Origin of the sequence: Anaeromyxobacter terrae (genome assembly GCF_022690685.1) — a bacterium.
Lineage (GTDB): Bacteria > Myxococcota > Myxococcia > Myxococcales > Anaeromyxobacteraceae > Anaeromyxobacter > Anaeromyxobacter terrae.
This window is the reverse complement of sequence record NZ_JALCYY010000007.1, coordinates 22,585-44,677: the sequence shown is the minus strand read 5'-3', so window position 1 is coordinate 44,677 and position 22,093 is coordinate 22,585. Positions and strand designations below refer to the sequence as shown.

General features: G+C 70.2%; 19 protein-coding genes, 1 tRNA gene and 2 pseudogenes. 5 read left to right on the top strand and 17 right to left on the bottom strand.

The genetic code is table 11. From position 1 onward, the window contains the following. Positions 1-209: 209 nt before the first annotated feature. From MNY62_RS25765 to MNY62_RS04695, 4 genes and pseudogenes are all read right to left on the bottom strand, one after another. Positions 210-491, bottom strand: a pseudogene (locus MNY62_RS25765) (methyltransferase family protein); the annotation flags it as partial. After that, positions 488-967 carry a hypothetical protein gene (locus tag MNY62_RS04705; protein WP_242342950.1) on the bottom strand — a complete coding sequence of 160 codons (480 nt, stop codon included), beginning with the start codon at positions 965-967 and terminating at the stop codon, positions 488-490. The pseudogene MNY62_RS25765 and the gene MNY62_RS04705, both read right to left, overlap by 4 nt. A gap of 480 nt (positions 968-1,447) precedes the next feature. Next, the gene (locus tag MNY62_RS04700) at positions 1,448-2,113 is read right to left on the bottom strand and encodes a TetR/AcrR family transcriptional regulator (RefSeq protein WP_242342949.1); all 666 of its coding nucleotides are present in this window, start codon (positions 2,111-2,113) and stop codon (positions 1,448-1,450) included. A 205-nt stretch (positions 2,114-2,318) separates the two neighbouring features. Next, on the bottom strand, positions 2,319-2,600 hold the full coding sequence (locus MNY62_RS04695) for a hypothetical protein (protein WP_242342948.1): 282 nt from the start codon (positions 2,598-2,600) through the stop codon (positions 2,319-2,321). A 2,530-nt stretch (positions 2,601-5,130) separates the two neighbouring features. Here MNY62_RS04695 and MNY62_RS04690 point away from each other — a divergent pair. Next, the gene (locus MNY62_RS04690; protein WP_242342947.1) at positions 5,131-8,244 is read left to right on the top strand and encodes an Ig-like domain-containing protein; all 3,114 of its coding nucleotides are present in this window, start codon (positions 5,131-5,133) and stop codon (positions 8,242-8,244) included. Positions 8,245-8,309: 65 nt separating this feature from the next. On the opposite strand, the gene MNY62_RS04685 is transcribed toward MNY62_RS04690, so the two are convergent. The 5 genes from MNY62_RS04685 to MNY62_RS04665 all read right to left on the bottom strand — a co-directional run bounded on the left by MNY62_RS04685 (position 8,310) and on the right by MNY62_RS04665 (position 11,777). Then, positions 8,310-9,395, bottom strand: a complete 1,086-nt coding sequence (locus MNY62_RS04685; protein ID WP_242342946.1) for an aldo/keto reductase — start codon at positions 9,393-9,395, stop codon at positions 8,310-8,312. A 161-nt stretch (positions 9,396-9,556) separates the two neighbouring features. Then, positions 9,557-9,790: an SDR family NAD(P)-dependent oxidoreductase gene (locus MNY62_RS04680; protein ID WP_242342945.1), complete on the bottom strand. Its 234-nt coding sequence runs from the start codon at positions 9,788-9,790 to the stop codon at positions 9,557-9,559. 553 nt (positions 9,791-10,343) lie between these two features. Further along, a complete protein-coding gene (locus MNY62_RS04675; RefSeq protein ID WP_242342944.1) occupies positions 10,344-10,919 on the bottom strand; it encodes a dihydrofolate reductase family protein in 576 nt (191 codons plus the stop codon). After that, complete coding sequence (locus MNY62_RS04670) at positions 10,907-11,434, bottom strand: SRPBCC family protein (RefSeq protein WP_242342943.1); 528 nt, start codon at positions 11,432-11,434, stop codon at positions 10,907-10,909. Before MNY62_RS04670 ends, MNY62_RS04675 begins: the two co-directional genes overlap by 13 nt. Beyond that, positions 11,412-11,777 (bottom strand): ArsR/SmtB family transcription factor, encoded by a 366-nt coding sequence (locus tag MNY62_RS04665; protein ID WP_242342942.1) that lies wholly within the window; start codon positions 11,775-11,777, stop codon positions 11,412-11,414. The genes MNY62_RS04670 and MNY62_RS04665 overlap by 23 nt, the downstream gene beginning before the upstream one ends. Positions 11,778-12,114: 337 nt before the next feature. Here MNY62_RS04665 and MNY62_RS04660 point away from each other — a divergent pair, with 337 nt between their 5' ends. Then, the gene (locus tag MNY62_RS04660) at positions 12,115-13,344 is read left to right on the top strand and encodes an amidohydrolase family protein (protein WP_242342941.1); all 1,230 of its coding nucleotides are present in this window, start codon (positions 12,115-12,117) and stop codon (positions 13,342-13,344) included. Continuing rightward, a complete protein-coding gene (locus tag MNY62_RS04655) occupies positions 13,319-14,827 on the top strand; it encodes an MFS transporter (RefSeq protein ID WP_242342940.1) in 1,509 nt (502 codons plus the stop codon). The genes MNY62_RS04660 and MNY62_RS04655 overlap by 26 nt, the downstream gene beginning before the upstream one ends. Before the next feature lie 252 nt (positions 14,828-15,079). Here MNY62_RS04655 and MNY62_RS04650 read toward each other — a convergent pair whose 3' ends face one another. Continuing rightward, positions 15,080-15,979, bottom strand: a complete 900-nt coding sequence (locus tag MNY62_RS04650) for a hypothetical protein (RefSeq protein ID WP_242342939.1) — start codon at positions 15,977-15,979, stop codon at positions 15,080-15,082. A gap of 323 nt (positions 15,980-16,302) precedes the next feature. Between MNY62_RS04650 and MNY62_RS04645 the strand changes: the two genes are divergently transcribed. Next, a complete protein-coding gene (locus tag MNY62_RS04645; protein ID WP_242342938.1) occupies positions 16,303-16,923 on the top strand; it encodes a hypothetical protein in 621 nt (206 codons plus the stop codon). A 115-nt stretch (positions 16,924-17,038) separates the two neighbouring features. Here the strand turns inward: MNY62_RS04645 and MNY62_RS04640 are convergent, their stop codons facing one another. The 7 genes from MNY62_RS04640 to MNY62_RS04610 form a co-directional block, all read right to left on the bottom strand. Then, the gene (locus tag MNY62_RS04640; RefSeq protein ID WP_242342937.1) at positions 17,039-17,398 is read right to left on the bottom strand and encodes a hypothetical protein; all 360 of its coding nucleotides are present in this window, start codon (positions 17,396-17,398) and stop codon (positions 17,039-17,041) included. A 214-nt stretch (positions 17,399-17,612) separates the two neighbouring features. Further along, positions 17,613-17,686: transfer RNA gene (locus tag MNY62_RS04635), tRNA-Pro, on the bottom strand. Positions 17,687-17,836: 150 nt separating this feature from the next. Then, positions 17,837-18,394 (bottom strand): hydrolase, encoded by a 558-nt coding sequence (locus MNY62_RS04630; RefSeq protein ID WP_242342936.1) that lies wholly within the window; start codon positions 18,392-18,394, stop codon positions 17,837-17,839. A 58-nt stretch (positions 18,395-18,452) separates the two neighbouring features. Then, positions 18,453-20,105 carry a thiamine pyrophosphate-binding protein gene (locus MNY62_RS04625; RefSeq protein ID WP_242342935.1) on the bottom strand — a complete coding sequence of 551 codons (1,653 nt, stop codon included), beginning with the start codon at positions 20,103-20,105 and terminating at the stop codon, positions 18,453-18,455. Positions 20,106-20,201: 96 nt separating this feature from the next. Continuing rightward, on the bottom strand, positions 20,202-20,504 hold the full coding sequence (locus tag MNY62_RS04620) for a YfhL family 4Fe-4S dicluster ferredoxin (RefSeq protein ID WP_242342934.1): 303 nt from the start codon (positions 20,502-20,504) through the stop codon (positions 20,202-20,204). A 183-nt stretch (positions 20,505-20,687) separates the two neighbouring features. Continuing rightward, the gene (locus tag MNY62_RS04615) at positions 20,688-20,876 is read right to left on the bottom strand and encodes a YfhL family 4Fe-4S dicluster ferredoxin (RefSeq protein ID WP_242342933.1); all 189 of its coding nucleotides are present in this window, start codon (positions 20,874-20,876) and stop codon (positions 20,688-20,690) included. Between the two features lie 141 nt (positions 20,877-21,017). After that, a complete protein-coding gene (locus MNY62_RS04610; RefSeq protein ID WP_242342932.1) occupies positions 21,018-21,398 on the bottom strand; it encodes a hypothetical protein in 381 nt (126 codons plus the stop codon). A 68-nt stretch (positions 21,399-21,466) separates the two neighbouring features. On the opposite strand from MNY62_RS04610, the pseudogene MNY62_RS25630 reads away from it, so the two are divergent. Further along, positions 21,467-22,081: pseudogene (locus MNY62_RS25630) on the top strand (SAM-dependent methyltransferase); the annotation flags it as partial. Between the last annotated feature and the right edge of the window lie 12 nt (positions 22,082-22,093).

Sequence of the window (22,093 nt, the reverse complement as noted above, 5' to 3'; positions counted from 1 at the left end):
CATGAGCATGACTCCGGGCCGCGTCGTCTCGATCGACCGAGCGTCCGGCGAGCATGACGCACCGTGAGAAGGTCGGTCAACGATCTCCCGATGAGGGAGGGCCGTCCCCGGGGTCGAGGGCCAATCGTACTGGGGGTTCGCAGGCCCCCTCGGAGGAAGGCAGACGATTCCTGGGCGCCCCCGCGGATCACGGTCCTGCGGGCCATGGGCGAAAGCCGGTGACGGGCGCCGCGTTCCTGCAGGTAGCCGGACGCCGCGAGGACGCGCAGGAGCAAGCGAAGGCAGTCCTCGTCCAGGCCCAGCCTGCTCGCGAGGGCAGCCGGCGGCAGCGCTTCGTCTCGCAGCGCCTCGAAGATCCCCAGCCGCTCCGCCGCCATGAGGGAGCGTGCTTTCACCAGCGGGAAAAGGGTGTCCACGACCGGAACGGGGACCCTTCCGGCCCACAGGGCCAGCCGTTCGGCAAGCGATTCCGGAACGATCTTGTGTTTCATGGGATGGGCGACCTCGACCACCGCATGTCGTCGATCCACTCTCGCAGGAGGCGGACCGCGTGTTCGTCCACCTCCTCGGTGGCGAGCGGTGGCATCTGCCGCCCCCTCGCGCGATGCGCGACGAGGTCCAGGAGCCTGCTCCTGCTGGCGTCGCCTGGCTGGATCACGTTGCCGACGGCCGAACGGTACGTCGGCGTCTCGGCCGGCGAGCCGGATCCATCGGCGCGCAGCCAGAAGTCCAGGGAGTTGTAGGGGTCGTAGCACCTCGAGCCGCTGCGCGCGGGCCTCGCCTGATTGTGACAATGCGCGCAATTCCCCTGCAGGTAGCCGAGCGCCGCGCGCTCCGTGGCCGTGCCGGGCACGGCGATGCGCCGTGACGGGGGCGAGGACAGCCAGCCGCGCGCGATGACATCGGCGAGATCGAGCTGTCCGGCGCCCGCCTCGTAGGAGAACTGGACTGCGGAGAATCCCAGCACGCGGCTCCGGCGTCCGCCGTGGCACGCCATGCACTCCGCGGCCGACGGCACGTCGTGACGTGTCCCGCGGACGTTCGAGACGCCCGCGGGCCGGGCGATCGCGTCCGAGCCGTCGTCGTTCCATACGTAGGCGACCGCCGCCCAGTCCTCGTCGCGCGGACCGATCTTTTGAAGAAGCCTCGGCCCAGTGGATCGCCGGCCGCCCGACGAAGCCTTCGACGAAGTCGCGGCTCATCGCGACGGGATTGGCGCTCTCGTAGTCCTTGATGACGTCGTCTTCGGGGCGAGCGCTGTCGCGGTGTGGCGCCATCACCCAGGAGCGGTGCTCGGCTCCGGCGAGGTGCGCCGCGTGCGCCAGCGTGGGATCCCCGAGCACGCGCACCGCGTGGCCCCGTTCGACGAGACGCCTGGCGACGCCGAGCTCGGGGGGGACGTTGCCGCCCCCGTCCCACGTGGCGAAGAGGAAGCGGAGAGGCTCGCTCATCGGCGCTCCTCCTTCGCGCCCTCCGCCCAGCGCACCACGAGCGCCTCGAGGACCTCGAACATCGTCTGCTCGGCCTCGAGCGCGTCGAGGCCGAGGTGCGTCCTCCAGGTCCACCACAGGTAGATCTCGGTGGCGCCGAAGAGCGCGGCGAGCTGGCGGGCGCGAAGCTTCCCACGACGCGGCGACAGGAAGGGCGCGAACGCGTCCGCGAGCCAGGCCAGGTGGCGCTCGCGGACCCCCGCCATGACCTCGGCGACCGAGGGGAAGCGCTCCTCGAGACCCAGGTGACGCCAGAGGGGCAAGAGCTGCTCGTAGCGCAGCGCCAGCATCCGGGCCGCTCCCCGCACGTCCCCGGGGACCACCTTGCGGGCTTCCTGCTCGCGCTCGTTCATGGCGCGAGCGCACTCCACGAAGAGCGCGTCCTTCGAGCCGAACTTGCGCAGAATCGTCGGGAGGGAGACGCGAGCGCGTCGAGCGACCGCCTCCAGGCTCACCTCGTCGTAGGACAGCTCGGAGAAGAGGCCCGTCGCCGCGTCGCGGATGCGCTCGAGCGTGGCCGCGGCTGCCGCCGCGCGCGCGCCCATCCGGTATGCCCGCTTGCGAGCCGGCTTCGCGCGCGCGCGCCGGTTCCCTGTCGCTCCCGCTGGAGCTGCAACGGTCATGGACGCATCATAAGGCGGAATTGATGTTAGTCAAGGTCACATGAAATGCCCTTGCCGCCCCGCCCCGCCGCGCCCCGCTGCCGGTCGCGGGCCGGCCTTGCACGGCAAGTCGCGAGGCGCAGGCGCGGCGCTGCGGCGCGACGACGACGCCGAAGGGCCCGCCGACCGTCTGCCCGCCGTGCAGGTCCCGCGCGACCACGCCGAACTACTTCGGCACCTGCCGTGAGGCGGATCGCCGAGGCGTCGGCGCGGTGAGCGCGATGCGGCCGGTTGGAAGCTCGGCGGGCTCGCGCTCCGGCCACCCGGCTGGCGCCTCGAGCGCGCACGCGATCGACCACAGCTCGGTCTCGCTGAAGGCGATGTCGCCGAGCATCCGGCTCCGCAGGCTCCCTGCCGTCAGATCGATCGCGGCAGCGAGCTCGTCGAACCGTACGCGCCGCGCGACGCGAAGTCTCTCGATCCGGAGCGCCAGCTTGTCGAGGTTCATGAGACCTGCGAGGAAGCGGACCCCGGAAGCGCAAGACGATCAGGAGGGAGCCAACCGTTCCGGCGCTCCCGGGGTACGCACGACAAAGGGTCGCATGCTCCATTTTAGACCAACAGCTACCCAGCGTGAAGATTCGCCGAACGTGCATACGGACCGGGTAGGCGTGTGTCGGTGCGGCGAGCACGCTTCTTCACCCGTGCGGGGAGCCTTCACTACCGCGAGCACGGGGACCAAGGCTCCGTCGCTCGCTGGCATGGCGTGGCCCGGTGATCCACCTGCTCATCCGCGGCGTCGACCTATGCGGCGCGGTCGGCCGGATCGACGCGACGCTGTCCCGGAGGAAGCGACTTGCCCGAGCTGCTGCGTCCTGGAGCGGAGCGCGGAGGTTCCGATGCCGCGCAAGTCGATCGGGCGCTTGAAGCTGTGCGGACCTGACCGAGACTAATCCGGTCGGACGCAATGACGCGCGAGGCGGCGTCGTCTGTGCGTCAGGCCTATCACGGAAAGTCTTCGTGGATTCCGATGCTTCGCGCCAGGAGAGTTCCGCGGCCGCGTCATGAGGTTCTGGCGATTACCCTCGGTCGGGGAATCGCTGCTGCGATCCAGGCGCTCCGGCGCGGAAAGATCGCCCGCGCCGTAGGCGCGGTGCCTTGGAAGGATCGCGCAGCTTCTCTGGCTTTGGCGGATGCGTGCTCGCGCGGCGCGCTCGCAAAGCGCCGCGGTCGTGCGCCGGATTGCTCCCCGGCAGCTGAGTGCTTCCGCCCCTCGCGAGGTGGATGCCGATTAAGCAGCTATGTCTGCGCCGCGGGTAGTCTGGTCGAGGGGGGTCGGCATGTCGAACCCGCAGCGCAGGCAACCGTCCCGTTGGCGCCAGCATGAGAAGCGCGCTATTTCCGAACCGTGACGCAAGTTGCTTTCGCGCGGGCGCCGGTTTCCGTCCCCACGACGCGGGGAGCCGCTTTCGTGATCACTGTGTTACACACTCCACCCATCCTACGCACCCCGGCTGAATGTTCCCGGGAGGCGCATCGGATGCAAAGTGCTCGTAGTATTTGGTTCCGTTAATCTGTAAACCAATCTCGCACACCTCGTATGAGAGAACCTTCCCGTCAATCGTGATTACGACGACGCTGTCTGGTTGGTACACGCCATTGATTCCGGGATCGGATAAGGTGCAGACGGGCTTGCCCGCGGAATTCTTGGTCACGCTGAATAGCGTTGCGGTCTTCAGAAATGTGACCTTCCATTGCGGAAAATTGTTGGTGAAGATGCTGGCGGGGTGCGTAGGATCCAGTAGTGCCTGAACTTGTATGTGATCGTTTTTGACGAAATTCGCCATAAGGCACTCCATGCCCTGGCAGCAGCCCCACTGTGGCGGTGACTGACCGTCCGTACACACTCCTGAGGATGAAGGGCTACTCACGCTAGGTGTTCCCGCGTTATACGTCTTGCACACCGATTCGGCGCTTTGACATCCATACATAGTCTGGTACTTCTTGAGATCCGCTGCCAATTTGTCCATCTGTTCCGGGGGGGCAGTGGCCCGCGATCAAGACTGATGCCACGGCCGAAATTAGGAGACACTGACGCCTTAGAAGTGTCATTTCTGCCTCCTTCTTGCGTGGTCTGTCCCGCACGTCTATTAGCCCGACCAGCGGTCCGCGCGGCAGGGCTCGCCAAAGCATATCCCTCTCGGCCCTCGCGACGGCGAGCTGCGTCTGGGGGCGACTCAGACGCATGCGGCGGCCTGGCGCGGACTCACTGTCCGTGCGCGTGGAATCGGCATCGATCGGGGGGCCCTGCCCGAGAGTAATCGGGCGGGCCCCGGCGCGCGGTCGGCTCGCCAAGCCTGACGGGCCGACGCTGGTGGGCGGACATGCCGAGAGTAATCCGGTCGCACGCAATGACGCGCGAGGCGGCGTCGTCTGTGCGTCATGCCTATCACGGAAGGTCTTTGTGGATTCCGATGCTTCGCGTCAGGAGAGTCCCGCGCCGCGTCCTGAGGTTCTGGCGATTACTCTCGGTCGGAGAACGACCGCCCGGCACGTCTCAACAAGTAGTCCGGCGCTTGTAGATGCCCGGTATGCTTGTTCGTGTGACACGCGCGAAACGGATCCTGCTAGTCCTGGGCATCTGCGTTGCCGGGATCGGAGTAATGGCGCTGCCATTCCCCCGCGTAAGTCCGAAGGCCCTCACGCAGAGCCTCTTCGAGAGAGTCGCGATGACGGGCGCGTTCACTCGGCCAGGTCTCATCCTGATTTGCGTTGGTCTTGGCTGTCTCGCGCTTGCTGCGTTGCTGCCTTCGGGTCGGCAGTAACCCCGGCCGAGGGCGGCTTGTCCCTCCTGCCTCCCTGCCGACGCGGGGCGGACGCTGGGGGTAACGGCCGAGCGTGGACGTCTCGCAGCCGTTGGGCCCTCCTCGAGCCGCAACCGCATGACATCCGGCCGGCGAGATGATTTCCTGGCCGCGGTCGTCACTGGTCGTGCAGTCAAGACGTCCACCACACGTTCATCACCGCGAGAGAAACGCATGAGCCCCGCCACCGCCACCCCGGGCGCGCGCCGCGCGACCTTCACAGCCCTCCTCGCCGCCACCCTGGCGTGCTCCGGCGGATCGAGCGAGGAGGGCGGCCCCGCGAGCGGCGCCTGTCCGCTCCCGCGCGCCACCGCGCTGGAGATCGCGGACTCGACGCCGTACCCCGGCCAGACCGGCGTCGCGGTGAACGGCGACCTGGTGATCCGCTACAACACCTGCCTCGACCCGGCGAGCATCCCGGGCGCGGCCACCCTCGCCCTCTGGGGCGCTCCCGTCCCGGCCGCGATCACCTACGACGCGTCGCGCGCGGCGATCGTCATCGATCCGGCCCAGCCGCTCGCGTACTCGACGACCTACTCGGTCAGCCTCTCGACCGCGCTCCGAGGCGCTCACGGCGAGGTCGGGCCGGTTCGGTTCTTCGTCTTCACCACGCAGGCGACGCCGGAGACGATTCCCCCGACCACCACCGCGACGCCCCCGGGCGGCTTCTACAGCTTCCCGCGGCAGGTGACCCTCGTCTGCCAGGACGACGTGGGCGGTACGGGCTGCAGCGTCACGCACTACACGGTGGACGGCTCGAACCCGACGGCCGCGTCTCCTGCGTACGTCGCGCCGATCACGGTGGACCGTTCGCTGACGCTGCGGTTCTTCTCCGTCGATGCGCAGGGCAATGCCGAGGCGCCTCGCAGCGAGACCTACGTGATGGACACCGATCCACCGGGGGTGGCCTCGGTGTTCCCGCCCGACGGCGCGATCGGCGTGCGGCTAGACACCCCGTTCCACGTCACGTTCGACGAGCCGATGCGCGATGACGGCGCCCTCCGGGGCGCGATCGTGGCGGTCCCCGCGGCGCCAGGCGGCGCGAGCTACGACGAGCCCACGCGGACCTCGACCGCCCAGCCCGCCGAACTCCTCGAGTGCGGCACGGCGTACACGCTCACCGTCTCGGGCGCGACCGATCTCGCCGGCAACGCTCTCCCGGCGCCGACCACCTGGTCCTTCACCACCGCCGCCGACTGCGACGAGCCACGAACGACGGCGAGCGTGGCGTCGGGCGCGTACGCGACCGCGCAGGACGTGACCCTGACCTGCTTCGACGGCGCAGGCTCCGGCTGTGAGCGCATCGTCTACACCACGGACGGCTCCATCCCGAGCTTCGACGGCGGAACCGGCACGATCGTGCAGGGCGCGACAGCGGGACCGATCCACGCCGGGCCCGGCGAGACGGTCCTCCGGTATCGGGCCGAGGACGCGGTCGGGCACGTCGAGGTCATCCGCGAGAACGACTACTCGGTCTCCGGCGACGGCTTCGTCTACGTCGCGGGTGGCGGCGACCTCTTCCGCGGCGCGGGGAGGGTCCCGACGGCTTGGGTGTCGACGGGAATGATCGGCGAGGCCCTGGAGCTGTTCCGGGACCGCGCGAGCGGCCGCCTCTATCGCCGACTCGGAGGGAGGCTCGCCTACAGCGACGACGACGGCGCGACGTGGCACCACTTCACGGTGCGCGCGAGCGATGGCGCGCCGTCTCAGCTCACCGCCGCGGCGGCCTTCGGGAGCCGGATCTACGTCGGCACGGACCGGGGCCTCTTCGTCTCGTGCGACGCTGGTGCGTCGTTCGACGAGCGGCACTACGGGATCTACGACCGGGACTCCGTCACCGCCATCGCGCTCTCCGATCGGCATGGGTTCGTCGGAACGCGCTCCGGGCTGCTCGTGTCGCACGACCGGATGAGGAGCTCGCTTCGTCACGCCGACGGCGTCTGGTTCACCTCGGTCGCGGCCTGCGGCGACGACGTCTACGCGACGCACTCCGGCGGGGTGGAGGTCTCGCATGACGCGGGCGTCACGTGGACGACGGTGACCGCGGCCGCCGGCGCGACGGCGAACCACCACGTCGCCTGCGACGGGACGAAAGTGTACGTCGCCACGGACGTGGGCCTCGCGATCTCCACCGACGGCGGCGACGGCTTCGGCGCGCTCCGAACGACCGCACAGGGCCTGGACACCAACGACGTGCGCCGCGTCGCCGTCTCCGGTACCCATGTCCACGCCGCCACGAGCCCGCTGTCGGGCGGAGGCAAGAGCTTCGCGACGTCGACGGACGGTGGCGCCACGTTCACCGCGCGCTCCATCGGCATCCCCGAGCACGACCCGGCGCCAGCGGCGATCCTGGCCGAGGGCAGCACGGTCTGGGTGGGCGCGGCTCCCTCCCTCTGGCGCTCCACGGACGCGGGCGTCACGTTCGCGCCGGCGGACCTGACCGGCGGGATCGAACGCATCACCGGGAACGCGACCGAGCTCTACGCGCTCGTCGGCGGCGGCGGTTACAGTGGGATCGCGATCTCCCGCGATCGCGGCCGCACCTGGCCGGTGTTCCGGAGCGCGTACACGCTCGCCGGGCAGGGGCCGTTCAAGTCGACCACGCCCGAGGACCTCTTCCTCGACGTCGGCACGGGGAAGCTCTACGTCGCGACGTCCTACGGGCTGTCCATCTCGTACGACGGGGGAAGCACGTTCGATCTCCGGACCGGTGCGAACGACTGGACGAACCCGCCGAGCGGAAACGCGGGGCTGAACGGCAACTCCGGAGAGTGCGTGGCGGCCAGCGGCAGCACGGTCTGGTACGGCACGTCGGGGGAGGTCTGGAAGTCCACGAACGGAGGCCAGACCTTCGGGCCGCGCATCGCCATGTACCCGAACCTGCCGAACGCGATCGCCTTCTCCGGCCAGGACGTCTACGTCGCGACGTCCGGCGGCCTCGCGGTCTCGAACGACGGCGGCGCGACCTCGTTCGCGCTCCGCACGGAGTCGGCGGGGATCGCCTATCCCTCGACGGTCGCGGACGTGTTCATCGCGTCGAGCGGGGACGTCTACGTGGCCGACGGTCGGCAGGTCGAGGTCTCGACCGACCGCGGCGCGTCCTTCACGGCGCTCGCCGCGACGGCGGGCACGTACCCGAAGGCGCTCCTCGTCACGCCGGACAGCGCCATCTGGGTCGGCGGGAGCTCGGAGCTGGGCGTCTCGACGGACGCCGGCGCCACGTTCAGGTGGTGGGACGTCTGGAACAGCGGGATCTCGGGCGTGACCGATGTGCATGTCGGGCCGTAACCTTCGGTGAGAGGCGTCGCGGGCCGGTGCGCACCCTGCTCGTTACGACGCTGCCGCTCCCAACGTCAGTAGGGCTCGTCGCCCCACACCAGCCCGAACGGCGAGGGCGGTGCGTAGACGCCGTTCACGGTCGTCCCGCCGTTGTGGATGGCAGGGAAGATGGGCTGCATGTTCTGCGGGAAGCCGAAGGTGGGCGCGGTGAGCGCGTCGAGCCGGGCGCGCTCGTCCGGCGTGAGCTCGAGCTCGAGCGATCGCAGGTTGTCGTCGAGCTGCGCGAGGCGCCGCGCGCCGATGATGGTCGAGGTCACCCCGGGCTTCCCGCGCACCCACGCGAGCGCCACGCGCGCCACGGTGCTCTCGTGCGCCCGCGCGACGACCTCCAGCTCCTCCACGAGGGCGTAGGTCCGCTCGTTGAGGAAGGGCTCGAGGAACTGGCTGCGGTCCTGCTTGACCTCGCCGGCGTTGCGGCGAGTGTACTTCCCGCTCAGCGCGCCGCTCTTGAGCGGCGACCACGGAGTGATCCCGAGGCCGAGCTCGAGCGCCATCGGGACGAGCTCCTGCTCCACGGTGCGCTCGAGGAGCGAGTACTCGATCTGGAGCCCGACGAACGCCGACCATCCCCTGAACCCGGCCAGCACGTTCGCCTGGGCCACCTTCCAGGCCGGCGTGTCCGACACGCCGAGGTAGCGCACCTTGCCCGCGCGCACGAGGGCGTCGAGCGCCGACATCGTCTCCTCGATCGGCGTGTGGACGTCCCAGTTGTGCAGCCAGTACAGGTCGATGTAGTCGGTCTGGAGGCGCCGCAGCGAGTTCTCGCACGCCGAGACGATCGACTTCCGGCTCGATCCGCCGCCGTTCGGGTCGCCGGGGTAGAGGTTGCCGCTGAACTTCGTGGCGATGACGAGCCGGTCGCGGCGCGACGGGTGCCGGCCGACGTGGTCGCCGATGATCTTCTCGGAGTGGCTCTTGGTGTAGAAGTTCGCCGTGTCGATGAAGTTGCCGCCCAGCTCGATGAATCGATCGATGATCTGCTGGGACTCCTCGACGGTGGAGCCCCAGCCGAGATCCTCGCCGAAGGTCATACCGCCGAGGCAGAGGGGGCTCACCCGGAGCCCCGAGCGGCCGAGCGTCAGGTAGTGGTTGAGAGGCATGGCAGGTCCTCGATCGCCGTGCTTCGGCGCAGGTGGTACGGGAGGGGTTTGCATACTGGCCGGTCTTCTTCCGTTCACCGATTCGAGCCGAGGAGCCGCTCGCCCAGGCTCCACAGGCATTGTCGGGTGGTCACTCGAGTCTCTCCTTTGCTGTGAGGTGACTACGCGCGATCGACCGCGTGCTCGGACACCGTCCAGAGCCGCGCCGCCACCTCGGGATCCAGGGCCCACGGGGCGACGCCGGTGCGCGTCCCGGGGTTGTTGGGCAGCGCCTCGCTGCAGTCCTCGAAGTAGCGCCCGCCGAGCCCCTCGAGCTGCGGGGACGTCGCGAGCACGACCGAGGTCGCCGCGCCCTGCTCCGGCGTCTTCCACGGGATCGTCTGCGCTCCCCCCATGGACCGCCGGAGGCGCTCCAGCTCCTCCTCCGAGACGTGACGCTGGAGGGCGGTGTGGATGGCGCCCGGGTGCAGCGCGTTCGCGGTGATGCCGTCGTCGCGCCAGCGCGTGGTCGCCGCGACGGCGAAGAGAGCGTTGGCGGTCTTGGACTGACCGTACGCCGACCACGGATCGTACGGGCGGCGCTCGAAGTGCCGCTCGTCTTCGCGGGCCAGCCGTTACAGGCCGGGGCCGTGTTCAACGACCTCGGCACGTGGTTCTCGCCCGGCAGCGATCCCAGCGCCCGGCATCACTTCGCGCTCAACACGTGCAACGGCTGCCACGCGGCCCAGGAGACCAACACGGTGTTCGTCCACATCTCGCCGCGCACGCCCGGCACCGAGGCCAGCTGTCCTCGTTCCTCGCCGGGGTCACGTTCGCCGATCCGGCGACCGGCGCGGTCCGCGTGTTCGACGAGCTCGGCCGCCGCAAGCTGGACCTCGAGGGCCTCGTCTGTCCCGGGGCGCCGGTGCTCGCCGGCACGTCGCTGCGCAAGGGGATCGACCGCGTGCACTAGCTCGGTCGATAGCGCAGGTGAACGACGCGGCCGAGGCGGCGCTCGCCGACGAGCTCGAGCGGAACGCGGAGGTCGCCCGGCAGCCAGGGATGGCCGCCGCCGATCATGATCGGGTGGATGAACGCCTGGAGCTCGTCGACGAGGTTCGCGGCGATCATCGCCCCCGCGAGGTGCGGGCCGCCGACGGTGAGGTCGAGCTCGCTCGTCGCCTTGAGCCGGCGCACCTGGTCGGGCTCGAAGGCGCGCTCGATGCGCGTGCGCGGGGTCGACGCGCGCGCCAGCGTCGTCGAGAACACGACCTTGTCCGCGGCCCGCCACATCGTCGCGAACTCGCGCTCGAGCTCGCCCAGGCCGGGGATGAACGCAGGCCCGCCGGGCTCGAGATGGGCGGTGTCCCAGACGGCCATCGTCTCGTACAGGCGGCGGCCGTAGAGGTACGTGCCGATCGGGCGCTGGAGGTCGTTGAAGGCCGCGAACAGCTCCGGCGTCGGCACGGACCAGTCGAACTTGCCGTCGCGATCGGAGATGTAGCCGTCGAGGGAGATGTTCATCGCATAGATCAGCCTGGCCATCGCGTGCTCCTGTGTTCGAGGTACTCGACCAGCCGCTCGGCGGTCTGACGCCAGCCCTCGCCGGCGAGCTTGTGGTGGCGCACCACCGGCGGGGTGCCGGCCGCCTCGGGCTCCGCGACGCGCTGGCGAACCGTCATGCGCGTGCCGCGCGGTGTCGCGTACAGCTCGACGGTCATCACGATGTGGACGCCGACCGGCCACTCCGGGAACACCGGCGGCGCGCTCGGCCGGTCATCGGCATCGACGAACGTGAACGTGAAGCGCAGCCGGGACGGCGCGATCACCTCGTCGAACACGCCCTTGATCGACACCAGCTCGCCGGTGGCGAACCGATGATGGAAGCGGAGCGCGCCGCCGGGGCGCGCATCCATCTCGCACAGCGGAACGTCGACGCCGTGCGGAGCGAACCAGCGCGCGAAGTGCTCCGCCACGGTCCAGGCCTCGAACACCAGCTCGCGCGGGACCGCAAACTCGCGTTCGTCGAGTAGGTCGCTAGCGCTTCCGGCGGCGGGCATCGCGCACCTCCTTCCGGCGCTGCGCGTGCGCCTTCTGAAGGTACACGTCGAGGCGGTCGAAGCCCGCGTCCCAGAACGCGCGGTACCCCTCCGCCCAGGCGACGACCTGCTTGAGCGGCGCGGGCTCGAGCTGGCACGGCCGCGACTGCGCCTCGCGACCGCGCCGGATCAACCCGGCTCGCTCCAGCACACGCAGGTGCTTGCACACCGCCGGACCGCTCATGTCGAAGGGCCGCGACAGCTCCTTCACGTTCGCGGTCCCGGCGGCCAGCCGCTTCAGGATCGCTCGCCGCGTCGGGTCGGCGAGCGCGGCAAACGTCAGGCTCAACGCGTCTGCTGGCATCTAACCAGGAGGCTATCTAACCCGATGGTTACGTGCAAGCGCTCCGTGCGGAGCGCCGAGCGTTTGACTGCCGGCGCACCGACACGGCGGTTGCCCCCGGCGCTACGGAGCTCCTCGAACATGAGGGCCGACCGTGCGGTGGCCCTCGGAAGGTGGCTGCGAAGAGGCGCCGCGCTCCTCCACCGGTGGCCGGCGAGCGCCGCATCAGGTCCCGCGATGGGATGCCTTGGCGTGTGCGCGGCCTCGCTTCATCCTTCTTGAAGGTTGAAGGATCCTCCTCCGCGATCCTCGGCGCCGCGGTCGCAATCAGGGACCTTCAGGACCTCTGGGGCGTCCGATGACGACGACTGTGGTGATCTGCGGAGATCTGTTCGACGGTCGCGATGACCGATTGCTCGGGCCCACCGAGATTGTGATTGAGGATGACACGATCGCCGAGCTCTCCCGCTCGGCCCGCCGCTCCGCCGGCACCAAGATCTACGATCTGAGCGACCGCACCGTAGCTCCGGGTTTCATCGATACGCACGTTCATCTCTGCGTAGATGGCCTGAATCTCGCGCGCCAGACCCTTCAGCGCGCGTCGACCAAGGCGCTCGCGGGACTTCGCCACGCCCAGCAGTACATGCGCTACGGCTTCACGACGCTCCGCGATCTGGGGGTTCTGGATCCGGGATGGCCCACGATCGATCTGCGCGACGCGATCGACGGGGGTCTAGCCCTGGGGCCGCGCCTGATCGTGGCCGCCCACATGATCAGCTCGACCGCGGGCCACGGCGACTTGCAGGGGATGCTTCCGTGCCGTTGCCACACTGAGACGTCTCGGGTTGCGGATTCTCCCGCGAGGATTCGCGAGTTGGTCCGGATGGAGCGTGCGTTCTCCGGCGACTGGATCAAGACGATGAACACAGGAGGCTACATGAGCGCCGGCGACGATCCGGCCAGAGTGACCTGGTTCGAGGACGAGATGCAGACCCTCGGGCAGACCGCCCAGCAACTCGGGATGCCGCTCGCCGTGCACACCGGGGCAGCGGACGGGTGCAAGCAAGCACTGCGTGCAGGCGCCCGCAGCCTCGAGCACTGCTACCTCATCGACGACGAAGGAGTCGCGATGGCCGAGAAGGCTGGAGCGTTCCTCGTGCCCACCATGCAGATGACGCAGGAGGACAAGGCGCTCCTCGAAGCAGGCAAGCTTCCCGATCAGGCGGTTTGGAAGTTTCGCCGCGATGTTGCCGCGATCGAGCAAGCGCAGCGGCGTATTGCACGGAGCAAGGTCGATGTGGCGCTCGGGACGGATTGCGGGATGTTTCCGTTCAGCGAGGGCATCCTCGAGTTCCAGGCGATGGTAGCGTCGGGCCTCTCCCCCGCCCGCGCATTGAAGGCGGGTACGAGTCAGGCCGCCGCGCTCTTGCTGCGAAACGATCTGGGTGTGATCGCCCCCGGCATGAAGGCCGATCTGGTCGCCATGCCGGGTGATCCTCTCGAGGACATCGCCGTGACCCGCAAGGTGGACTTCGTCATGAAGGCTGGTCGGGTCTATCGCCATGGCGAGTTCGATCTCTTCCAGTAGCCGACCTTTCGCGGGCGGTTGGGACGCTTCGCTCGTCATCGGGATCGTCCTGGCGGTTGTGACGTTTTGGCTGTTCGCCCAGACCACGCTGAACGTCGCGCCGGCCATGCGCGACGGGCTCGGGATCGGGGAGGGCACGAGCAACATCGCCGTCAGCATCACCGCCCTCTTCTCGGGGATCTTCATCGTCGTCGCGGGCGGGCTGGCGGACCGCCTCGGTCGCGTGAAGTTGACCTACGTCGGGCTGGCCTTCAGCGTGGTTGGCTCGCTGCTCATCGCCATCTCCCCGCGCGGCACGGCGGCGTTCCTGATGGCCGGGCGCATCATCCAGGGCCTGTCCGCCGCCTGCATCATGCCGGCGACGCTCGCCCTCCTAAAAGCCAGGTTCGAGGGGAAGGAGCGCCAACGCGCGGTGAGCTACTGGTCCATCGGCTCGTGGGGTGGCTCGGGCCTGTCCGCGCTCTTCGGCGGCCTCGTTGCCTCCACGCTGGGCTGGCGCTGGATCTTCTGGATGTCCATCGCGGTTTCGGCGGCGAGCTTCCTGCTCATCCGGGGCACGCCCGAGAGCAAGGCCGCGTCCGCCACGCACGGCCCCTTCGACTGGCCCGGGCTCCTCGCGTTCGTGGGCGCGATGGTCTCCCTGAACGTCGTCATGGGGCAGGGATCCGCCCTGGGTTGGACGAGCCCGTCGGTGCAGCTGCTGTCGGCTCTGTTCGTCGTGTGCACGATCGCATTCCTGCGGATCGAGGCTCGCGGCTCCCACGGCTTCATCGACCTGCGGCTATTCTCGAACACGACCTACACCGGGGCGACGCTGTCGAACTTCTTGCTGAACGGCGCCGCCGGGACTCTCCTCGTGGCCCTGACGCTGGTTCAGCAAGAGGCCGGGTTGTCGTCCCTGCAGTCCGGCCTGATGACCGCCGGGTACCTGGTGGCGATCCTCTCCACGATTCGTGTGGGCGAGAAGCTCCTGCAGCAGTGGGGCCCGAGAAGGCCCATGCTGCTCGGCTGCTGGATCACCGCCCTCGGCATCGTCCTCACGACGTTCACCTTCCTCCTGGCACGGCAGTACATCGCCGTGGCATTCGTCGGGTTCACGCTCTTCGGCGTCGGCCTCGGCCTCTACGCGACACCGTCCACCGATGCCGCCCTATCGAACGTTCCGCAAGAAAAGGCTGGGAGCGCCTCGGGAATCTACAAGATGGCCTCGTCGCTCGGCGCGGCGTTGGGCGTCGCGTTGTCCGGCGCCCTGTTCACCGGCCTCGCCCACGAGCAGGATTTCACGCCTCTGGCTGGCATCTTCATGGGACGAACGGACAACGTTCAGGTCAGGTTCGCGGCGGGCGCCGCCCTGCTGTTCAACGCGCTCATGGTGCTGATCGCCATCGGCTCGATCGTCGCGACCGTGCCCAGGTCGGACCACGCGGCGCACCGCGGCCCTCCCGGCGCTCGAGGGTGGCCGCGACCCCGGACGGCGGGGTGAACGTCGCCCGGGGCCCTGCCCGAGAGTAATCGGCCGGGCCCGGCGCGGGCTCCGCTCGCGAACCCTAAGGGCCGACTCTCTGGTGTGCGGAACAGACCGCTCGCGAGACCGAGTGACCGTGAGTACCGCTCGAACCGATCGCCAAGCGGCTCGGACGACGCCAGACGATCGTCGGCACTACGCCGCGCACACGGCGACGCCGGATGCGATCGCGACCGAGTTCCTCATCGACTTGATGGAGCGCGGAGCGGTCTACGCGGCGCCGGCGCACAGCACGCCGTGCATGAGGCGCAGGAGGTAGGTGCCCGCCGGGAACTTCGCGTCGGACGCGCCCGACTGCCGCGCGGTCCAGGCCTGTCGGTACTCCCGCAGGAACGTCTTCAAACGGAAGATCCCCTCGATCCGCCTCCACTTGTCGCGGGCGGCGATCCGCGGCCTGAGCCCGAAGCGCGGCTCGCCGGGCTGCGGACGCGAAAACGGGTTCTGGGCGAGGACGCGCGCAGCTCCGAGAAACCTGCGCTTTTCCGACGCGGCCTCCTCCTGGTGCTTTGCCTCGAGGCCGTCGAGCGCCTCCGATACGAGCGCGCGGAAGTCCTCCGCCGATGCGAAACCGGGAGGGACGGTCAGCTCGAGCTCCGCGACGTCCGGCAAATGGCTCTTCGGGTCGAAGAAGACCTTGGGGCGCCGCACCGAGAGCTTCGTGCCCGCCAGCTGGGCGGGGGCGGTCCAGAGGCCCGGCCACTCGGCGCCGCGGCGGACGAGGCCGGCGGCGACCGGGTTCGCGAGCACATAGGCGGTCTTGGCGACGACGTCGGCCGGATCGAGCGGCTCGACCGCGCTGTAGCTGCCGTCGGTCGCCCAGAAGCCCTCGAAGCGCCCCAGGGACGCGTTCACTGCCCGCGCGACGAGGGAGTCGAGGTACTGCATGAACGCGGGGAGCCGGCCCTCGGAGTCGGTGACCACCAGATGTGCGTGGTTCGAGAGGACGCAGACCGCGTGGACGCAGACGCCGTAGCGGCGCGCGGCGACCGCGAGGACGTAGAGGAAGATCTCGTTCACGACCCGACTCGGCCGCAGGAAGAAGCGTCGCTCCGAGCAGCGGCGCGTCACGAGGTAGGTGGTTCCGGGCAAAACGCGACGAGGCGGGGTCACGCGGCGAGGGCAGGCAGGAGCCGTGCCGCGCCCGTCCTTGTCATCACAGACGATTACGCGATGCGAGAACGGCCGCGGAATGGCCGGCGGTTCGCGCGGCGGTACTCTCGGTCGGGGCCTCCGCACGGCCGCGGGATGGCCGGCGGTTCGCGCGGCGGTACTCTCGGTAGGGACGGGTGCTCTCGGTCGGGACGGGTCCGGTCGGGACGGGTCGCGCTCTCGGTCTGCGCGCGAGGGCTCGGGTCGTCCTCACGGTGCTCGGCCGGCAACCGCGAGCCTTCACTGGCGGAAGGTGCGACGAGGCGTGCCGCTGTCGGAGAGCGATGAGGCGACCCGAACGTCGCCGGCTGCTACGCTCTGACGCAGAGTTCTCCATGCTGATCGCCCGGACTGCCGTTGCCGCGCTGAAGCGCCTCGACTCGCTCTTCGCCGCCGGCCTGATCGGCTTCACGGTCGCCTCCGTCTGCCCGGCGCGGTTGTGCGCCGAGGCGTCGTGTCGATCCGAGTCCGACAAGGTGATGCTCTACAGCGTCGCCCTCCTCGCCGCGCTCGTGGCTGGTGTGCTCGTCTGGCGGCTCGCGCGCCGGAGGTGGCAGAGGCTGCTTGTGGTCGCAGCGGCGCTTTACGCAAGCATCGCATTCCCGCCGTGGATCTGGGCGCACGCGCGGTGGACGGTCCCGCAGGAGCGAGGGACCTGCGTCGTCAGCGTCGGCGCGACTCGCACCCAGGTTCGCAGCGCGTGCGGCCAGCCGACGTACTCGTGCGAGGGCCCGAAGTTCATCGACTCGACGGACGGGCTCCTCGTCTGCGGCTTCGTTGGCGACGTCTACGTCGACCGGCTGATCACGTACGACTGCCGCGGAGGTGTCGCGCAGGTCACGGCGTTCGACGGCGGGCCGCCGGAAGCGTCGCGACCGCCAGGTTGTGTCACATGGTCGCGATGAGCGAAGCGGCGAGATCGTCGCGTCCGCCCCCATCTGCAGTTCGCGCAGGGCCCACCTCGGCGGTGTCTTCGAAGCTCGTCGCCGGGTGGCGCGTCTACCGCCGCCGCGCGATCACCTAGAAGACCACCCACAAGGCGGCTGTCACGAGCGCGGGAAGGAGCGTCACCGCGACGGGGAACAGCGTCCCGTGCCGGAACACGCGCCCGCGGAACGGGGCCGTGCGGGAAGGATCGCCGCCGCTCCAGAGGAGCTCGCTGATCCACCCGACGCAGTAGAACGCATTCGCCACGACGGCGAACGCGGCCGAGCCCACGAAGAGCAGCGTGGGCTCGATGAAGTCCTGTCCGGGCTCGACCATGAGCCCACCGACGGCGACCATCGTCGCTCCCGACACCATGCCGGTCACGAGCAGCGCGAGGTTGAAGACGACTCGCCGCCGCTCCCACCACAGCACGGCTTGGAAGGCTGGCCTCATCGAGAACACCCTCGCACTGAACGCGACGCACGCCAACGTGGTTCACGAACCGTGTCGCGCGCGCATGTAGGGCCGGCGGGAGTCGTTGAGCAGCGTGCTCGGCCCGCAGCGGCGGCCAAAGCGCAACCTGGGCGCAACCCGCAGCCGCTCACCCGAAAAAGCGAAGGCCCCGGAGCCGATCGCTTTCGCGAGGAACTCCGGGGCCTTCAGAGAGTCGGGGCGACTGGATTTGAACCAGCGACCACTTGCACCCCAAGCAAGTGCGCTACCAGGCTGCGCTACGCCCCGGGAACTGCGGGGAGCGGATACGTAGCACCGCGACCGGACACGGTCAACCGGCTTCCCGCTCCCTGGCGCTGACGGGCGAGCGGGCGGCGGGGAGGCTTCCGCCTGCGGCGCACGGAGGGCAGGCGGCGAGTCCGGGCCGGGGCCGCGGGGCTACTTCACGAGCGGCGCCACCTTCCGGAACTCGGGGGTCGCGGCCTCGTGCAGCAGGTCGAAGATCGCGGTCTCCGCGGTGGTCACGATGGCGCCCACCTCGCGGCAGAGCTCGAGGCCGACGCGGCGGTGCTCCTCGGTCCGGCTCGACACGGCGTCGGCGCAGACATGGACCTCGTAGCCCATCGCCACGAGGTCGCGCGTCGTCTGGAACACGCACACGTGCGTCTCCATCCCGACGATGATCACCTGCCTCCGGCCGGTCTGCTCGAGCGCGGCCGCGAACGCAGGGTCGGCGCCGCAGGAGAAGCGGGTCTTCTCGAGGGGCGGGGAGGGGAGGAGCTCGCGGAGCTCCGGGATCGTCCGGCCGAGCCCCTTCGGATACTGCTCGGTCGCGAGCACCGGCAGCCCGAGCTCCTTCGCCGCGCCGATCGTCGCGCGCGCGTACTTCACGAGCCGCTCGAGCGTCTCCTCCGGCATCGCCGGGGTGAGCCGCTCCTGCACGTCCACCACCAGCACCGCGGCCGTCGTCCGGTCCAGCTTCACCTTGCGTCCCATCGCCAACCTCCGCAGGGAACCGACGCGGCAGCGGCGGTCCCGGGCTCGAAGCCAACTCCTAGATCGCGTACCCCGCCGCCCCGCTCGCCGCCGCCGCCTCCGGATCGATCGCCACGTCCACGCAGTAGACCGTCCCCGAGGCGAACGCGCGCTCGAGCGCGGGCTCGAGGTCGGCCGGGTCGTCGACGTGCTCGCCCTTGCCGCCGAACGCCTCGACGACGCGGTCGTAGCGGGTGGGCGCGAGCTTCGTCGCGACCGCGTGGTCGTCGCCGTAGAGGCCGCGCTGCGGGACGAGGATCTGTCCCCAGGCGGCGTCGTTCCCGACGACGACCACCATCGGCAGCCCGAACCGCACGGCGGTCTCGAAGTCGAAGCCGTTCAGGCCGAACGCGCCGTCGCCCTGGACGACGCACACGGGTCGCTCCGGCGCGAGCAGCTTCGCGGCGATCGCGAACGGCGCGCCGACGCCGAGGCAGCCGAGCGGGCCCGGGTCGAGCCAGCGCCCGGGCTTCCGCACCTTCAGCACCTTCGCCGCGACCGCGACCACGTTCCCGCCGTCGCCGACGAAGGTCACGTCGCCCGCGCGAGACGCCACGCGGTCGAGCGCCTTCGCGAGCCGGAAGTGGTGGATGGGCCGCTGGTCGCTCTCCTCGTACGCGCGCTGCTTCTCCGCGCGGGCGGTCTCCTTCTCGCGCAGGAACGTCCGCCACCCCGCCGCGCCCGGCGCGAGCTTCGCGCCCGCCTCGAGCGCCTCGAGCACGCTCCGCGCGTCGCCGACGATGCCCACCTCGACCGGACGGTTCCGGCCGATCTCGGCGCCCTCCACGTCCACCTGCACGACGCGGGCGCCGGGGGCGAAGGTGGGCTCGGTGCCGTAGCCGACGCGGAAGTCGAGCGGCGTGCCCACGACGACGACCACGTCCGCCTGCGCGAGCGCCTCCTTGCGCGAGAGCTGGAACGCCGACGGGTGGTCGGGCGGGAGGCAGCCGCGCCCCATGCCGTTCAGGTAGACCGGGATCCCGCTGCGCGTGGCGAGCCGCGCGAGCGCGTCCACGCCGTCGTCCCACCAGACCGACGAGCCGCCGAGCAGCACCGGCCGCTCGGCGCGGGCGAGGAGCGCGAGCGCGGCGTCGAGCTTGCGCGGGTCGCCGGGCATCCGCGCGTCGGTGCGGTACAGCGTCTGCGCCTCGGCGAGCGCCTCGTCGGCGCCGTTCGAGAGCACGTCCCAGGGCAGCTCGAGGAAGACCGGGCCCGGCCGCCCGGCGCGCGCCACGCGGAACGCCTTCGCGAGGAAGCTCGGCACGAGGTCCGCGGAGGGGACGCGGTCCGACCACTTGGTGATGCCCGCGAAGAGCTGGACCTGCGGCATCTCCTGCAGCGATCCGCGCCCCTGGTTGAAGGTCGGCGCGGCGCCGCCCAGGAGCACGAGCGGCACGTTCGCCGCCCAGGCGTTCGCGACGCCGGTCACGGCGTCGGTGACCCCCGGGCCCGCGGTGACGATGGCGACGCCCACGCCGCGCGTGAGCCGCGCCCAGGCGTCGGCGGCGTGCGCGGCGGCCTGCTCGTGGCGGGTGTCGACGAGCCGGACGCCCTCGTCCACGCAGCCCGCGTAGATGGGCGCGACGTGCAGGCCGGACAGCGTGAACGCCGTCGTCACCCCCTCCTTGCGCAGCATGCGGGCGACGAGCCGGCCACCGGTGAGCGTCTCCATCGATGCCTCCTCAGGGTGGATCCACCTAAGACGACGACGCCCCGCGCGCTGCGAGGCGGGCGGGGCGTTCGAGACTCCCGGGCCGAAGCGCCCGCGCTACTTGCGGAAGCGCGACAGCGCCGAGGTGAGCTCGGCGAGCGGCGGGAACTGCTTGTCCGGGTGGACGATCGCGAGGCGCGCGTAGAGCTGCTCCTCGGTCTCGGCCTTCTCCTCGTCCGGGATGCAGCAGTCCACCGGGCACACCGCAGCGCAGGCCTCCTCGCCGTGGAAGCCGACGCACTCGGTGCAGAGGTTCGGGTCGATGACGTAGATGTCCTCGCCCTGGGTGATCGCGCTGTTCGGGCACTCGGGCTCGCACGCGCCGCAGTTGATGCACTCGTCCGTGATCTTGGTCGCCATGCTCTGCTCCTGGTGCGGCGCCGGCCGCGCGGGTCCATCGGGCCGTCCGCCGCCCGGTGCGCGACAGGATACTCCAAGCGCCCGGAGCGTCCTGGCGCCCGCCCGGGCCGTCCTTCCAAAAGCGAAGCGCCGGCGCGTCCCCTGGGGACGGGCCGGCGCGGGGTCACCGCCGTCTGAGTCCGCTTAGGCGGAGACGCAGCAGTCGACCGGGCAGACCGCGGCACACGCCGGCGCGTCGTTCTGGCCCTTGCACTCGGTGCACTTCGCAGCCTCGATGATGTAGAGGTCATCGCCCTGCGTGATGGCCGTGTTCGGGCACTCGGGCTCGCACGCGCCGCAGTTGATGCACTCTTCCGTGATCTTCAGGGCCATCTCTTCGATCCTCTCGTTTCGCCGTTTGCGAGGCGGTGGGTTGCAGAGGCGTTATGCCCCGCCCGACCTCGGTGAGTCAAGCGTGGGCCCGCGAATTTCCTGGGGAAAATCCAGACCTTTCCAATCGACATTTGCCGGCGGTCAGGACCGATTCGGTCCGCGTTCCGCGTCCGCGCGGACGTGGCGACGGTCCTCTTCGACCTCCGCGGCGAGCCGCGAGAGCACGCGTCCCGAGCCGAGGCCGAGCGCGGCGGCGGCGATCGCGAGGGCCCCGAGGAGCCGGTCGCGGCGGGCCCCCGCGAGCGCCAGGGCGACATCGCGGCGGCGGTCGAACGCGAGTCGCTGCCGCTCCGCGTGCTCGCCCCGCAGCGTCTCGACGAACGAGGCGCCCTCCGCCTGCCCGGCGATGCGGGCGGACTGGAGCTCCGCCTCGAGGGAGCGCACGCGGAGGGAGGAGCGGACGGTGGCGGCGAGCCCGGTGAGGGCGACGGCGCAGAGCAGGGCGGTCTTGGTCCGGGACATGTCGGCTTGACTGCTCTGCGAGAGCGCGCAGGATACCCGCCGCCGCCCCGGGGCGGCAAATCGAGCACATGGCCAAGCCCTACGATCCGAAGGACTTCTACTACCGCAAGGCGAAGAAGGCGGGGCTGCGCGCGCGCTCCGCCTTCAAGATCGACGAGATCCTCCGCCGCCACCGCCTCCTCAGGAAGGGCCAGGCGGTCCTCGACCTCGGCGCCGCGCCCGGCGGGTTCCTGCAGATCCTGGCGGACGAGGTGGGCGAGACCGGCGTCGCGGTGGGCGTGGACCTCGAGCCCATCCGCCGCCTCGGCAAGGCCTGGGTGAAGACCGCCCTGGTGGACCTGCTCGCGCCCGACGCGCTCGACAAGATCCGCGCCCTGCACGCCGGCCCGTTCCAGCTCGTCACGAGCGACATGGCGCCGAAGACCATCGGCGTGAAGATCACCGACGAGGCGCGCTCGCTCGAGCTCGTGCGGATGGCCCTCTCCGTCGCGGAGAAGACGCTCGCCCCCGGCGGCGCGTTCGTCGCGAAGGTCTTCATGGGCGGGGAGTTCCCCGTGCTGAAGAAGGAGCTTCAGGCGCGCTTCGACGAGGTGCACGTCATCCGCCCGGAGGCGGTGCGCGAGTCGAGCTACGAGGTGTACGTGCTGGGGAAGGGGATCCGGCGAGCAGCGATCCCGACCGCGACCCCGACCTCG

Excerpts from the sequence above, each read along its gene's own strand:
- MNY62_RS04695 (WP_242342948.1), bottom strand. The coding sequence starts at position 2,600 with ATGAACCTCGACAAGCTGGCGCTCCGGATCGAGAGACTTCGCGTCGCG.
- MNY62_RS04620 (WP_242342934.1), bottom strand. The coding sequence starts at position 20,504 with ATGGCGACCAAGATCACGGACGAGTGCATCAACTGCGGCGCGTGCGAG.
- MNY62_RS04615 (WP_242342933.1), bottom strand. The coding sequence starts at position 20,876 with ATGGCCCTGAAGATCACGGAAGAGTGCATCAACTGCGGCGCGTGCGAG.
- MNY62_RS04630 (WP_242342936.1), bottom strand. The coding sequence starts at position 18,394 with ATGGGACGCAAGGTGAAGCTGGACCGGACGACGGCCGCGGTGCTGGTG.
- MNY62_RS04645 (WP_242342938.1), top strand. The coding sequence starts at position 16,303 with ATGAGGCGACCCGAACGTCGCCGGCTGCTACGCTCTGACGCAGAGTTC.
- MNY62_RS04680 (WP_242342945.1), bottom strand. The coding sequence starts at position 9,790 with ATGGGGGGAGCGCAGACGATCCCGTGGAAGACGCCGGAGCAGGGCGCG.
- MNY62_RS04610 (WP_242342932.1), bottom strand. The coding sequence starts at position 21,398 with ATGTCCCGGACCAAGACCGCCCTGCTCTGCGCCGTCGCCCTCACCGGG.
- MNY62_RS04625 (WP_242342935.1), bottom strand. The coding sequence starts at position 20,105 with ATGGAGACGCTCACCGGTGGCCGGCTCGTCGCCCGCATGCTGCGCAAG.
- MNY62_RS04675 (WP_242342944.1), bottom strand. The coding sequence starts at position 10,919 with ATGGCCAGGCTGATCTATGCGATGAACATCTCCCTCGACGGCTACATC.
- MNY62_RS04655 (WP_242342940.1), top strand. The coding sequence starts at position 13,319 with ATGGCGAGTTCGATCTCTTCCAGTAGCCGACCTTTCGCGGGCGGTTGG.
- MNY62_RS04660 (WP_242342941.1), top strand. The coding sequence starts at position 12,115 with ATGACGACGACTGTGGTGATCTGCGGAGATCTGTTCGACGGTCGCGAT.
- MNY62_RS04700 (WP_242342949.1), bottom strand. The coding sequence starts at position 2,113 with ATGACCGTTGCAGCTCCAGCGGGAGCGACAGGGAACCGGCGCGCGCGC.
- MNY62_RS04640 (WP_242342937.1), bottom strand. The coding sequence starts at position 17,398 with ATGAGGCCAGCCTTCCAAGCCGTGCTGTGGTGGGAGCGGCGGCGAGTC.
- MNY62_RS04685 (WP_242342946.1), bottom strand. The coding sequence starts at position 9,395 with ATGCCTCTCAACCACTACCTGACGCTCGGCCGCTCGGGGCTCCGGGTG.
- MNY62_RS04670 (WP_242342943.1), bottom strand. The coding sequence starts at position 11,434 with ATGCCCGCCGCCGGAAGCGCTAGCGACCTACTCGACGAACGCGAGTTT.
- MNY62_RS04690 (WP_242342947.1), top strand. The coding sequence starts at position 5,131 with ATGAGCCCCGCCACCGCCACCCCGGGCGCGCGCCGCGCGACCTTCACA.
- MNY62_RS04665 (WP_242342942.1), bottom strand. The coding sequence starts at position 11,777 with ATGCCAGCAGACGCGTTGAGCCTGACGTTTGCCGCGCTCGCCGACCCG.